The organism is Streptomyces sp. NPDC006012, from assembly GCF_042871185.1.
GTDB lineage: Bacteria > Actinomycetota > Actinomycetes > Streptomycetales > Streptomycetaceae > Streptomyces.
Map to the genome: position 1 here is coordinate 125,224 of NZ_JBIAIE010000002.1, position 14,232 is coordinate 139,455.

Annotated in this window: 8 protein-coding genes and 1 pseudogene; 1 reads left to right on the forward strand and 8 read right to left on the reverse strand. The window is 70.3% G+C overall.

What is annotated here, in order from left to right; genetic code table 11:
• Positions 1-397: 397 nt before the first annotated feature.
• The 7 genes from topA to bldG all read right to left on the reverse strand — a co-directional run bounded on the left by topA (position 398) and on the right by bldG (position 10,950).
• On the reverse strand, positions 398-3,244 hold the full coding sequence (gene topA, locus ACFYPJ_RS04755; protein ID WP_389010491.1) for a type I DNA topoisomerase: 2,847 nt from the start codon (positions 3,242-3,244) through the stop codon (positions 398-400).
• A gap of 245 nt (positions 3,245-3,489) precedes the next feature.
• Positions 3,490-3,687 (reverse strand): hypothetical protein, encoded by a 198-nt coding sequence (locus ACFYPJ_RS04760; protein ID WP_389010493.1) that lies wholly within the window; start codon positions 3,685-3,687, stop codon positions 3,490-3,492.
• A gap of 350 nt (positions 3,688-4,037) precedes the next feature.
• Positions 4,038-5,636, reverse strand: a complete 1,599-nt coding sequence (locus tag ACFYPJ_RS04765) for a methyltransferase (RefSeq protein WP_389010496.1) — start codon at positions 5,634-5,636, stop codon at positions 4,038-4,040.
• 119 nt (positions 5,637-5,755) lie between these two features.
• Positions 5,756-6,391 (reverse strand): small secreted protein, encoded by a 636-nt coding sequence (locus ACFYPJ_RS04770; RefSeq protein WP_389010499.1) that lies wholly within the window; start codon positions 6,389-6,391, stop codon positions 5,756-5,758.
• Positions 6,392-6,603: 212 nt separating this feature from the next.
• The gene (locus ACFYPJ_RS04775; protein WP_389010501.1) at positions 6,604-9,012 is read right to left on the reverse strand and encodes a sodium-translocating pyrophosphatase; all 2,409 of its coding nucleotides are present in this window, start codon (positions 9,010-9,012) and stop codon (positions 6,604-6,606) included.
• A 1,004-nt stretch (positions 9,013-10,016) separates the two neighbouring features.
• The gene (locus ACFYPJ_RS04780) at positions 10,017-10,454 is read right to left on the reverse strand and encodes an ATP-binding protein (protein ID WP_389010503.1); all 438 of its coding nucleotides are present in this window, start codon (positions 10,452-10,454) and stop codon (positions 10,017-10,019) included.
• A 154-nt stretch (positions 10,455-10,608) separates the two neighbouring features.
• The gene (bldG, locus tag ACFYPJ_RS04785; protein ID WP_009189842.1) at positions 10,609-10,950 is read right to left on the reverse strand and encodes an anti-sigma factor antagonist BldG; all 342 of its coding nucleotides are present in this window, start codon (positions 10,948-10,950) and stop codon (positions 10,609-10,611) included.
• Between the two features lie 82 nt (positions 10,951-11,032).
• On the opposite strand from bldG, the gene ACFYPJ_RS04790 reads away from it, so the two are divergent.
• Positions 11,033-13,684 carry a DEAD/DEAH box helicase gene (locus ACFYPJ_RS04790; protein WP_389010506.1) on the forward strand — a complete coding sequence of 884 codons (2,652 nt, stop codon included), beginning with the start codon at positions 11,033-11,035 and terminating at the stop codon, positions 13,682-13,684.
• Here the strand turns inward: ACFYPJ_RS04790 and ACFYPJ_RS04795 are convergent.
• Positions 13,623-13,985: pseudogene (locus tag ACFYPJ_RS04795) on the reverse strand (Rv3654c family TadE-like protein); the annotation flags it as partial. The gene ACFYPJ_RS04790 and the pseudogene ACFYPJ_RS04795 sit on opposite strands and share 62 nt — an antisense overlap.
• Positions 13,986-14,232 lie beyond the last annotated feature (247 nt).

Sequence of the window (14,232 nt, forward strand, 5' to 3'; positions counted from 1 at the left end):
GATGGCGCGCGTCCGACCGTGCACGCGCCCTGACATCAAAGTGATGCCTGGGCGTGCCCTTTGCGGAGTCGATGCGCCTGATGTGCGACTGAATTCGGTGGGGGGGAGCGGATCGGCCCCCGGTGGTGGCGGGTCCGGGCCCGCGGATCACCGTCCGGACCGACGCTCCTCGCCTCCTCGACGCCCCCGGCGAGCCATGCCGCACGGGGAACGGAGCCGCCGGCCCGACGCGGGACGGCGGCTCCGGCGACCGGATGCGGCGCAGCTCGCCGACTCCGGCGATCCGGCCTTCACGGCTCGCGCCGCCCGCAGTGCAAACCGGCCGGCAATCCGCACTGCAACCCGCCGGCCGACGCCCCCGGGCTCGTCGCCCCGCTGGGCTCGCCGCCCTGGGCGCTCAGTCCTCCGTGGCCGCCTTCGAGGCCGTCGCCTTCTTCGCGGCGGTCTTCTTGGCCGTGGTCTTCTTCGCGGCGGTGGTCGTCTTCTTCGCCGCCGTCTTCTTGGCGGCGGTCTTCTTCGCCGGGGCAGCCTTCTTCGCGGTCGCCTTCTTCGCCGTCTTCTTGGCGGGCCCCTTCGCCCGCTTCTCGGCGAGCAGTTCGAACCCGCGCTCCGGGGTGATCGTCTCGACGCTGTCACCGGAGCGCAGGGTCGCGTTGGCCTCACCGTCGGTGACGTACGGCCCGAAGCGGCCATCCTTGACGACCACCGGCTTGCCGCTGACCGGGTCGGCGCCCAGTTCCTTCAGCGGAGGCTTGGCGGCGGCCCGGCCACGCTGCTTGGGCTGGGCGTAGATCGCCTCCGCCTCCTCCAGCGTGATGGTGAAAAGCTGGTCCTCCGCCTGCAGCGAGCGCGAGTCCGTGCCCTTCTTCAGGTACGGCCCGTAGCGCCCGTTCTGCGCGGTGATCTCCACACCGTCCGCGTCCTTGCCGACGACACGCGGCAGCGACATCAGACGCAGCGCTTCCTCCAGCGTCACCGTGTCCAGCGACATCGACTTGAAGAGGGAGGCGGTGCGCGGCTTGACGGCGTTCTTGCCCGTCTTCGGGGTGCCCTCGGGCAGGATCTCCGTGACGTAGGGGCCGTAGCGGCCGCCCTTGGCGACGATCGAACGGCCGGTCTCCGGGTCGGTGCCCAGGGGGCGCTCGCCGCTCGGCTTGGCGAGGAGTTCCTCGGCCAGGTCGACGTTCAGCTCGTCCGGGGCCAGATCCTCCGGGATGTCGGCACGCTGATGCTGCTCGGTGTCCTTCTCGCCGCGCTCGATGTACGGGCCATAGCGGCCGACCCGCAGCACGATGTCGTTGCCCACGGGGAACGACGACACCTCGCGCGCATCGATCGCGCCGAGGTCGGTCACCAGTTCCTTGAGGCCGCCGAGGTGGTCGCCGTCGCCGTTGCCGGCCTCGGCGGCGCCGCCCGGGCCGCCCGCGGCGAAGCCGCCGCCGGGCGTCGTCTCACCGAAGTAGAAGCGCTTCAGCCACGGCACGGACTGCGCCTCGCCGCGGGCGATGCGGTCGAGGTCGTCCTCCATCTTCGCGGTGAAGTCGTAGTCGACGAGCCGGCCGAAGTGCTTCTCCAGGAGGTTCACCACGGCGAAGGACAGGAAGGACGGCACCAGGGCCGTGCCCTTCTTGAACACATAGCCGCGGTCGAGGATCGTGCCGATGATCGACGCGTACGTCGACGGGCGGCCGATCTCCCGTTCCTCCAGCTCCTTGACCAGGCTGGCCTCGGTGTAGCGGGCCGGGGGCTTGGTGGAGTGCCCGTCGACCGTGATCTCCTCGGCGCTGAGGGCGTCGCCCTGGGCGACCTGCGGCAGCCGGCGCTCGCGGTCGTCCAGCTCGGCGTTCGGGTCGTCGGCGCCCTCGACGTACGCCTTGAGGAAACCGTGGAAGGTGATGGTCTTGCCGGACGCGCTGAACTCGACGTTCCGCCCGTCGGCGGCCGTGCCGCCGATCCGCACGGTGACGCTGTTGCCGGTCGCGTCCTTCATCTGGGAGGCGACCGTCCGCTTCCAGATCAGCTCGTACAGCCTGAACTGGTCGCCGGTCAGTCCGGTCTCGGCAGGGGTGCGGAACCGATCACCCGAGGGGCGGATCGCCTCGTGCGCCTCCTGCGCGTTCTTGACCTTTCCGGCGTACGTACGCGGCTGGGTCGGCAGGTAGTCGGCCCCGTACAGCTGCGTGACCTGGGCGCGGGCGGCCGTGACGGCGGTCTCGCTCAGCGTCGTGGAGTCCGTACGCATGTACGTGATGTAGCCGTTCTCGTACAGCTTCTGCGCGACCTGCATCGTCGCCTTCGCACCGAAGCCGAGTTTGCGGCTCGCCTCCTGCTGGAGCGTCGTCGTACGGAACGGGGCGTACGGGGAGCGACGGTACGGCTTGGACTCCACGGCCTGCACGGAGAACCGGGTGTTCTCCAGGGCGGCGGCGAGGGCGTGGGCGTTCGCCTCGTCGAGGTGGAGGGTGTTCGCGCTCTTGAGTTGTCCCAGGGAGTCGAAGTCGCGGCCCTGCGCGACCCGCCTGCCGTCGACGCTCTGCAGGCGGGCGACGAGCGACGACGGATCCGACGGATCCCCCGCGCGGCCGGTCGCGAAGGTACCCGTCAGGTCCCAGTACTCAGCTGAACGAAACGCGATGCGCTCGCGTTCCCGCTCGACCACGAGCCGGGTGGCGACGGACTGGACGCGGCCCGCCGACAGGCGCGGCATGACCTTCTTCCACAGGACCGGCGAGACCTCGTAGCCGTAGAGGCGGTCGAGGATGCGGCGGGTCTCCTGGGCGTCGACGAGTCGCTGGTTGAGCTGGCGCGGATTGGCGACGGCCGCGCGGATGGCGTCCTTGGTGATCTCGTGGAAGACCATCCGCTTGACCGGGATCTTCGGCTTGAGCACCTCCTGGAGGTGCCAGGCGATGGCCTCGCCCTCCCGGTCCTCATCGGTGGCGAGGAAGAGTTCGTCGGAGTCCTTCAGCAGGTCCCTGAGCTTCTTGACCTGCGCCTTTTTGTCAGCATTGATCACGTAGATGGGCTGGAAGTCGTGCTCGACGTCCACGCCGAGGCGGCGCACCTCGCCGGTGTACTTGTCCGGCACCTCGGCGGCGCCGTTGGGAAGGTCGCGGATGTGCCCGACGCTCGCTTCGACTACGTAGCCGGGGCCGAGGTAACCCTTGATCGTCTTCGCCTTGGCAGGCGACTCGACGATGACGAGTCGGCGGCCGCCCTGTGCGGTCTCGCTGGTCGGGGACAACTTCGCTCTTCTCTCCGGTCGACGCTGGGGCCTCCCCAGGTCTTCGTCCTGGGGCTGGGTGGTGGTGACGCTGCGGAGTGTGACGGTACATCCCGCCCCCGTGTCAAACGGGAAAAGCCCGCAACGGCCACTCGAACGGTAACCCGACTACCGCCATTCCTGCCGCCCGGACTGCCGGGCGACCCACCCTGCCCTTTTCGGAGGGTAACGCTCCCCTTACGCACGGGACAGCGCCCGTACCGCCTTCACATGCGGGTGAAGCAGTACGCCGCGAGGCCCAGCGCAAGCACCGAGGCGAGGCCGGCGAGGGTGGCCGATGCGACCTGACTCACACCGTGGGCGACCTGCTCACGCTGGTGCAGCCGCATCCCCGTCCATACCAGCAAAGCGCCCCCGAACAGGGCGAACACCGCTCCCGCGAAGATCGCTGGTCCGCTCTCCATGGTCTCTTGCGCCCCTTTCCCTCCGTTCGTGCGTATCCGGCGCCCGGAGACTGGCACGCGCGGGCGGCGGGTGGGCGAATCCGAGGTGAACGCGGGGCCGACGGACCACGCAAGTGACTCCGGACACCTTCCGCTCCCGGTCCCGCCGCCCGCATCTTTCCGGCCGATTTGCGCGACGCAAGGCTCACGACCCGTTCCGCACCGCGATCGCACGCCGCAGGACCGCGGCGCGGCGACCCGCTGCGGGACCGCGCCGGCCGGGACCGGAAACGCGCCAGTGGCGGAACACGCCCGGCTCGATACCGCGCCGTGCCCCGGTCAGGGCGAGGCGCCGTCACCGCGCCGTGCCGTCACCCGGCCGGTTCGAGGAACCCCTGCTCCACGAGCAGGCGGATCTGCGCCGGTGTGCGGTCACGCAGCACCACCGGGTCCTCGCCCACGAGTTGGGCGATGGCGTCCAGGATGCGGCCGGCGCTCAGCGTGCCGTCGCACACGCCGGCAAAGCCCGCGCCGACGGTGTCCACCATGGTGGCGCGGCGCATCCCCCGGTTCTGGCGCAGCACGACATGCTCCGGGTCCTCGGCGCCGGGCAGGCCGACCTGCTCCTGGACGACCTCGGCGACGAGCCGGAAGTGGCCGTCGAGCAGCGCCGCGTCATCGTGCTCCCGGAGATAGTCGAGACGGCCGAAGTGCGCCCGGACCACCTCACCGAGCGGTTGTTCGATCGGATGCGGCCATTCCTCCACGGTGACGGAGGGCTCGGCTGCGTCCGTCCTGCGCAGCGTGATCCATCCGAAGCCCACCGCCTTGACCTTGCGCGCCTCGAACTCGTCGAGCCAGGCGTCGTACCGCGCCTGGTACTCCCCGGTGTCCCCGCGGTGGTCACCGGCGTCCCTGAGCCACAGCTCGGCGTACTGGGTGACGTCCTGCACCTCGCGCTGCACGACCCAGGCGTCGCACCCGCGCGGTACCCATGACCTGATCCTGTCCTGCCAGTCCTCCCCTTCCACGTGCTGCCAGTTGGCGAGGAACTGCGCGAACCCGCCCACGTTCAGCCGTTCCCCCGCCTGTTGAACGAGCGAGCGGCACAGATCGTCCCCGCCCATCCCGCCATCCCGGTAGGTCAGCCGGGTGACCGCGGGAGCATCGCGGGGCGCGTCCGCCGAGGAGGACGACGACGGACGGGTGGGAGAGATCACGAAGGGCGGGTTCGAGACGATCAGGTCGTACGTCTCCCCGTCCTCGACCGGCTCGAACAGCGACCCTTCGCGCAGGTCAGCGACCGGCGCACCGGACAGGGCGAGCGTCAGGGCGGTGATGTGCAGGGCGCGCGGGTTGACGTCGGTCGCCGTCACGCGCGTGGCGTGCTGAGCGGCGTGCAGTGCCTGGATGCCGGACCCGGTGCCGAGGTCGAGCGCGGCGGCGACGGGCGTGCGGACGGTGATGCCGGCGAGGGTGGTGGAGGCACCGCCGACACCGAGCACGACCCCTTCGTTCCGGTTCCCGATGCCGCCCGCACCGCCGACCGCGCAGCCGAGGTCGGACACGATGAACCAGTCCTCGCCGTCCGGACCGCCGTACGGCCGTACGTCCACGCCGGCGGCGACCTCGTCACCGCCCGTACGCACCAGCCAGCCGCTCTCCAGGCACTCCGGGACGGGCAGTACGGCGGCCACGCGCGCGTACCCGACGGGCTGCTGAAGCAGGAACAGCCGCACGAGCATCTCCAGCGGCGTGTCCCCGCGGGTCGCCCGGAGCGCGGGCACGGTCTCACTGCGGGCCAGCGCCGCATAGGCCGGGGCGCCGAGCAGTTCGAGCAGTCCGTCGGCGGTGAAGGAGGCACCGAGCAGGGCCTCGCGCAGCCGGGCGGCCACGTCGGGACGGTCGGCGGCCGGCAGGGCGGTCAGGGAAGGAAAAGGGGGCACAGTGGCGTTGCTCACGCTTCCCATTGTGTCCGTACGCGTGGCCTCCGTACGCGCGGGCGGGGCCCGTGCCCGTGCTGTGTCCGCGCATGCGGGTGGCGCACGCCCCCGCAAATGCCCCCGGCGCCGGCCCTGCCACCCCGCGCTCAGCCCGCCTTCGACGAACCGGACGAGGACGAAGACGAAGACGACGAGGATGACGGCGAGGTCGCCGACGAGGACGGCGAGGACTGCGAGGCCGCTGACTTGCAGCTCTCCTGCCCGGCCATGGCCTTGCCCACGTCGCCCTCCTCCAGGTTCTTGAGCGCGTCGCTGCCGGTCTTGCTCAGCTCGGCCAGATCCGTCGCGATGTTCTTGAGGCCGTCGGCGAACTTCGCCTGGTTCTTCGTGTCCAGCTGGTCGACCTGCTTCTTCAGGGACGTGTACTGCGCCGAGAGGGCGCTCAGCTCCTTGACGGCGCCCTGCTGCTTCTTCTCGCCGTTGTCGACGCCGGGCGCACCGGCCGAGTCCACGGCGGCGCTGATCGCCTTATAGGCGTCCGACATGTCCTGGAATGCCTGCGCGTCGGTCTTCTGGACGTCCGCGGGCGCGCTGTTGTCCGAGGTCTGCTGCTGGATCGCGGCGTTGGCGGCCGCGATCTTCTTGGCCTGCGGCTGCACCGCGTCACAGACCTGCTTGGCCCAGCCGTTCAGCTTGTCGTTGCTGTCGCCGCCGCTGCATCCCGTCAGCCCCAGCACCAGTACCGCACCGCCGGACAGCGCGGCCGCGAGCTTCTTGTTCACCGGTTCGGTCCCTTTCCATGCTCTCGGCCCCCGGACCTTACACGGCGACCGTTCACATCCATGTCCCGAACGCCTATTAAGTAGCATTTAAGTGCCATTTGCTCCACAGGAGAGAAGACTCACGGTGCGGGCGCGCACGGACGCGAAACGGGCGGGCGGCGCACCAATGCGCGCCACCCGCCCGCCCGTTGAGCGAACTCCGAATGTGCGGCCTACGAAACCACCGCGGGATCAGCCGACTTGGACACCTGGCCGGCGTCCTCCTCGTCGTCCTCCACCGCGATGCCGCGCCGCTTGGAGATGTACACCGCGCCGATGATGACCGCGACCGCGAGGATCGCGATCAGGATCCGCGCGCCGATGTTCTTGTCGTCGCCGTAGGAGAACTTGATCACCGCGGGCGCGATCAGCAACGCCACCAGGTTCATCACCTTCAGCAACGGGTTGATCGCCGGGCCCGCGGTGTCCTTGAAGGGGTCGCCGACCGTGTCGCCGATCACCGTCGCCGCGTGCGCCTCACTGCCCTTGCCGCCATGGTGGCCGTCCTCCACGAGCTTCTTGGCGTTGTCCCAGGCGCCGCCGGAGTTGGCGAGGAACACGGCCATCAGGGTGCCCGCGCCGATCGCACCGGCCAGATAGGAGCCGAGCGCACCGACGCCGAGCGTGAAGCCGATGAAGATGGGCGCCATCACGGCCAGCAGGCCCGGTGTGGCCAACTCCCGCAGGGCGTCCTTGGTGCAGATGTCGACGACCCGGCCGTACTCGGGCTTCTCGCTGAAGTCCATGATCCCGGGCTTCTCACGGAACTGCCGGCGCACCTCGTACACCACGGCGCCGGCCGAACGCGACACCGCGTTGATGGCGAGCCCGGAGAAGAGGAAGACGACCGCCGCCCCGGCGATGAGACCGACCAGGTTGTTGGGCTGCGAGATGTCCATCATCAGACTCATCGGCGCGCCCGCTCCGGAGAGCTTCTCGCCGACGTCGTTCGCCCCGGTCGTGATCGCGTCGCGGTACGACCCGAACAGCGCCGAGGCCGCCAGCACCGCGGTGGCGATGGCGATGCCCTTGGTGATGGCCTTGGTGGTGTTGCCGACGGCGTCCAGGTTGGTGAGCACCTGTGCGCCCGCGCCCTCGACGTCGCCCGACATCTCGGCGATGCCCTGCGCGTTGTCGGAGACCGGGCCGAAGGTGTCCATGGCGACGATCACGCCGACCGTGGTGAGCAGGCCGGTACCGGCCAGCGCGACCGCGAACAGGGCGAGCATGATCGACGTACCGCCGAGCAGGAACGCCCCGTAGACGCCGAGTCCGATCAGCAGCGCCGTGTACACGGCGGATTCCAGACCGATCGAGATACCGGCGAGTACGACGGTGGCCGGACCGGTGAGCGAGGTCTTGCCGATGTCGCGCACGGGCCGGCGGGTCGTCTCGGTGAAGTAGCCGGTCAGCTGCTGGATCACGGCGGCGAGCAGGATGCCGATCGCCACCGCGACCAGCGCGAGGATCCGCGGATCGCCGTTCTTGCCGCTGATCGCCGCGTCCGTGATGCCGTTCAGGTCCGAGTACTTGCCGGGCAGATAGACGAAGACCGCCACGGCGACCAGGGCGAGTGAGATCACCGCGGAGATGAAGAAGCCCCGGTTGATCGCGGACATGCCGCTTCGGTCGGCCCGGCGCGGGGCGACCGCGAAGATGCCGATCATCGCGGTGATCACACCGATGGCCGGCACCAGCAGCGGGAAGGCGAGCCCGGAGTCGCCGAACGCCGCCTTGCCGAGGATCAGCGCCGCGACCAGCGTCACGGCGTACGACTCGAACAGGTCGGCCGCCATACCGGCGCAGTCGCCGACGTTGTCGCCCACATTGTCGGCGATGGTCGCGGCATTGCGCGGGTCGTCCTCCGGAATGCCCTGCTCGACCTTGCCGACCAGGTCGGCGCCGACGTCGGCGGCCTTGGTGAAGATGCCGCCGCCCACACGCATGAACATGGCGATCAGGGCGGCGCCGAGGCCGAAGCCCTCCAGCACCTTCGGCGCGTCGGCCGCGTACACCAGCACCACGCAGGAGGCGCCCAGCAGGCCGAGACCCACCGTGAACATGCCGACGACGCCGCCCGTGCGGAATGCGATCTTCATTGCTTTGTGCGAGACGGCAGTGAGATCCTTTTCCGGTTCCCCCGCCGCGGGTGTCGCTTCCCTGGCCGCCGCGGCGACGCGCACATTGCTGCGCACGGCGAGCCACATGCCGATATAACCGGTGGCCGCCGAAAAAACCGCTCCGATCAGGAAGAACACCGATCGTCCGGCACGCTGACTCCAATCGTCCGCGGGCAGCAGCATGAGCAGGAAGAACACGACGACGGCGAATACGCCGAGCGTGCGCAACTGGCGGGCCAGATACGCGTTGGCGCCTTCCTGGACCGCCGCTGCGATCTTCTTCATGCTGTCGGTGCCCTCGCCCGCCGCGAGCACCTGGCGCACCAGGATCCCGGCGACCACGAGCGCGGCCAGTGCGACGGCCACGAAGGCCGCCACCAGGACACGGTTGCCGTCGGTCAGTACTGCGGCTGCGATGGTTGTGGGTTGGCCCAACTGATGAGGGGTAGAAAGCCCCGCCATTCGTCCTCCTTGACGCTTGGGCTGAGCTCAAGATGTGGACGGATTCTAGGTACCGGAACCTGATCAAAACAGAGCGCGGTAAACGGATTTAGCCCGCACCTGCTCTACAGCAAATGATCGACATCAGATCACAGAACCCGAAAGGGGTAACGCCCCAAAGGCATTGACGCCCGCATTGACGCTTGATCAAATTATCGAGTGATTGATCGTGAATTCATTCACGAATTCTGACGGTCGCCGGAAAATAACACGAAACCCCTGCTGAGCGGGGCGCTGGAGGCGGCCGGCCGACGGCGTCCACACCTCCGGACGGCGACCAGCGCGACGACCACGACGCCTCAGCGAGACGGGCGACACGTGCGGGGTGGTGGTGATGCGGGCGGCGGTGGTGGTGATCCGGGGCGCCTGCGGTGACGCGGGCAGGCGTGGCGGCGTGATGCGGGCGTGGCGCGGTGACGCAGCCGTGGTGGCGGTGGGAGGTGGAGGTGGGGTGTCGGCTGCGTGTGGGGATGCAATGGCGGTGGCGGTGCCCAGGGCAGTGCGGCGCCCAGGGCAGTGCGGCGCCCAGGACAGTGGGGAGGCGGGAGTCGGCGGGGTTCGGGGGATGGCAGCACCGGCCGACAGGGACCTGCGAGAGGCCACAGAGGTGGCAAAGACAGAGGTGGCAAAGGTGGCAGGGGCGAGGGGGGATGACAGAAACGGCCGGATGGGGCGCGTGGGACACAGGGGGCACGCGTGGGACACAAGGCGCAGTGGGCAGGAGCACATCAGCAGTCCCGGAGAGGTCCCGACGAACAGGGAGTACGAGGAAACCGCCCGTAACCGACACCGAAGCCCCCGGTGATCCGGAAGCGCTATGAAGCCATTGGAGCCCGTTGAGGCCGCCCGAAGACGCCGAAGACGCCGAGCGAAGAAGGCGAAGAAGGTGATGAAGTCGGCAGGAGGCAACGAAGCCGATGAAGGGCGACCGCCGGTGTGTCGCGGGGCGCTGCTGCGCGGCGGTCTCAGGCGAGGGCGGTGGCCGGTGGTGTGGTCGGCCAGGTCATGCGGATCAGCCCGCCGTGTTCGCCGGCGGTCACCTCGACGTCGTCGACGAGTCCGCTGATCACCGCGAGGCCCATCTCGTCCTCCTCGGCATCCGCCTCCGCATCGTGAGCGGAGCCGCCGGGCGCGCGCTCACCCGGGGCCGAACGGGGCGCCTCGTCGCCGACCTCGATGGAGAACTGTTTCTCCTCCTCGATCAGCACCACCCTCACCGGCTCGGTGATGCCGGCGCCCTGGTGCAGTCCTACGGCGCGGGAGCACGCCTCGCCGACGGCGAGCCTGACCTCGTCGAGTACGGCCTCGTCCACTCCGGCCCTGCGCGCCACCGCTGCCGCCACCAGTCGGGCGGTCCGGACATGCTCGGGCAGCGCGCTGAAGCGGAGTTCAACGGTGGCCATGCGTCCCCCTCGGAACTTCGGGCGTACGGGTCGGGGGGCCGGACCGCCGAAAGCCCGACCCCCCTGATGAACTTCTTCCGCCCGGGCGCGTCGGCCCGGACACGGTCCGACGGCTCGGGCCGGTCGGTGGCCCGAGCCCGGTCGGCGACCCGGGTCAGTCGGTGGCTGCCACCGCTTCGTCGACCGAGGTGTGGATCGGGAACACCTTGGTCAAACCGGTGATGCGGAAGATCTTGAGAATGCGCTCCTGGTTGCAGACCAGGCGCAGCGAGCCCTCATGGGCACGCACCCGCTTCAGGCCACCGACCAGCACGCCGAGCCCGGTGGAGTCGAGGAAGTCCACGCCCTCCATGTCGACGACGAGGTGGAAATTCCCGTCGTTCACCAGCTCGACCAGCTGCTCGCGCAACTTGGGCGCGGTATATACGTCGATTTCTCCACCGACCTCGACGACCGTACGATCGCCGACGGTACGGGTCGACAGGGACAGGTCCACGGATCCTCCAGCACCTTGCTAGTCGAGCGGTCGCCCCTTGGGACACCTCGGCTTGCGGCCCCCGGGACGTACGCCAGCCGCGATGGCATTCAATCACTTACCGGCAGGCGTGCACGACGCCTTGGACCCATTGTCCGTCACGCCGGTGACACACTCGGTGCCGATGGCCAAGAATCACCGATCTGATCGACTCCAGACGGACGCCGTATCCGGCTTCTCCCCGGGCACGGCGCTGCACCGGCTCGCCTCGGGGCCGAGCCGGTCTTCGCGCATCACTCATACGGAGCATTTGCCCCCGCGTGCGGGCCGTCATGCCGTCTGGCCCGACCGGATCCGCGCCGAGGTCGTGGCGGCGGTCCAGGCCGCCGGTATCGACCACCCCTGGGCCCACCAGGCCCTGGCCGCCGAGCACGCCCTGGACGGCGACTCGGTGATCGTCTCCACCGGCACGGCGTCCGGCAAGTCCCTGGCGTACCTCGTACCGGTCCTCTCGGCCCTCCTGGACAGCTCCGGGGCCCCCACGGGGGCGCAGCAGCTCAAAGCGTCTCCACAGGGCGCCGGCGGGCGAGGGGCGGGCGGTCGCGGCAGCACCGCCCTGTACCTGGCCCCGACGAAGGCGCTTGCGGCGGATCAGTGCAGATCGGTGAAAGAACTTTCACAACCGTTGGGCAACACGGTGCGCCCCGCCGTGTACGACGGCGACACGGCGTTCGAGGAACGCGAGTGGATCCGCCAGTATGCGAACTACGTCCTCACCAACCCGGACATGCTGCACCGCGGCATATTGCCCTCCCACGCCCGCTGGTCCTCCTTCCTCAAGCACCTCAAGTACGTCGTCATCGACGAGTGCCACACCTACCGCGGCGTCTTCGGCTCGCACGTCGCCCAGGTGCTGCGCCGGCTGCGCCGCATCTGCGCCCGTTACGGCGCCTCGCCCGTGTTCCTGCTGGCCTCGGCGACCGCCGCCGAGCCGTCCGTGGCGGCCCGTCGGCTCACGGGCCTGCCGGTCGTCGAGGTCGCCGACGACGCCTCCCCCAGAGGGGAACTGGTGTTCGCCCTCTGGGAGCCCCCGCTCACCGAACTGCACGGCGAGAAGGGCGCCCCCGTCCGCCGCACCGCCACCGCCGAGACCGCCGACCTGCTGACCGACCTCACCGTCCAGGGCGTGCGCTCGGTCGCCTTCGTCCGTTCCCGGCGCGGCGCCGAGCTGATCTCGGTGATCGCCCAGGAACGGCTGGCCGAGGTGGACCGCTCTCTTCCCCGGCGCGTGGCGGCCTACCGCGGCGGCTACCTGCCCGAGGAACGCCGCGCCCTGGAACGCGCCCTGCACTCCGGCGAACTGCTGGGCCTGGCCGCGACCACCGCCCTGGAACTCGGCGTGGACGTGTCCGGCCTGGACGCCGTGCTGATCGCCGGTTATCCGGGCACGCGCGCGTCCCTGTGGCAGCAGGCGGGCCGGGCCGGCCGCTCGGGCCAGGGCTCGCTGGCCGTGCTGGTCGCCCGCGACGACCCGCTGGACACCTTCCTCGTGCACCACCCCGAGGCCCTGTTCGACCAGCCCGTGGAGTCCACCGTCCTCGATCCGGACAACCCGTACGTCCTGGCTCCGCACCTGTGCGCGGCCGCCGCGGAGATCCCGCTCACCGACGCGGACCTGGACCTGTTCGGCCCCGCCTGCGCGGAGGTGCTGCCGCAACTGGAGGCCGCGAAGCTGCTGCGCCGCCGGGCCAGCGCCTGGCACTGGACGCGCCGGGAGCGGGCCGCCGACCTGACCGACATCCGTGGCGCGGGCGGCCAGCCGGTGCAGGTCGTGGAGGCCGGGACAGGACGCCTGCTGGGCACGGTCGACGCGAGCGCCGCGCACTCGACGGTGCACGAGGGCGCGGTCCATCTGCACCAGGGCCGCACCTACCTGGTGCGCTCCCTCGACCTGGAGGACTCGGTCGCCCTGGTCGAGCAGGCGGACCCGCCCTATTCGACGGTCGCCCGTGACACGACGTCCATCAGCGTCCTGGAGACGGACGTAGAGGTCCCCTGGGGCGCGGGACGGCTGTGCTACGGCTCTGTGGAAGTCACCAATCAGGTCGTCTCCTTCCTGCGTCGACGTGTCATCACCGGCGAAGTGCTCGGCGAGTCGAAGCTCGACCTCCCTCCTCGTACGCTGCGGACGCGGGCGGTGTGGTGGACGGTCACCGAGGACCAGTTGGACGAGGCCCGGATCAGTCCGGAGATCCTCGGCGGCTCCCTGCACGCCGCCGAGCACGCCTCGATCGGCATGCTCCCGCTGTTCGCCACCTGCGACCGCTGGGACATCGGAGGCGTCTCGGTCCCCCTGCACCCGGACACGCTCCTGCCGACGGTCTTCGTGTACGACGGCCACCCGGGCGGCGCAGGATTCGCCGAACGCGCCTTCCACACGGCCCGCGAATGGCTCACCGCCACCCGCGAAGCCATCGCCTCCTGCGAGTGCGACGCCGGCTGTCCGTCCTGCATCCAGTCCCCCAAGTGCGGCAACGGGAACGAGCCGTTGCACAAGAGGGGGGCGGTACGGCTTCTCACCACCCTCCTGCGCGGGGCTGCGCACCCACCGCAGCGCGAGGAGGTGCCGGCGCCCGAGCGGAAATCGCGGCAGGAGTCGGAGACGCCAGAGTCCGCGGGACCGCCGGCAGAGTCGGCGGGGACGCCGACAGGGGGCCCTGCGCGGGCGGCCCGGCAGGACCGGCCCGCGCCCTGACCTCCGCCGCGAGCGGGCCGCTGCCGGCCGCCACCGTGACGTCCGAGGTCTCCCCCACGATCACGCACCGCACCAGACGCGTGTCCTGGGCCTCGGCCACCCGCCCGGCCCGCGCGCAGGCCCCGGCCGTGCCCTCGACCCAGTGGTCCGCCGCCGCGAGAGCGGCGAGGTCCGCGCCGCCCGCCGCACGATGCCGGACCACGACGGCCTCGCCCAGGGCGAGCACCCCGCCGAACACCAGGCACAGGAGGGCGATCGCCCCGACGCACCAGACGGTGGCGGACCCCCGGTCCGAGGACCGCCCCGGCCCCCACCCGGAGAACCAGGCCCTCCCAGGGAACGAGACCCGCTCGGAGACTCCGCCCCGCCCAAGGGCGGAGGCCCACTGGGGGAAGGGAAGCTGCCCGAGGGACGGAATCCGCCCGGACCCCAAAAACCGCCCAGGGAACGCAACCCGCCCACGAACCGGAACCCACCCGAGGGTCAGGACCCGCCCAGGAACCGGAACCCGCCTGTGGAGAACCGGAATCCACCTGTGGAACAGAACC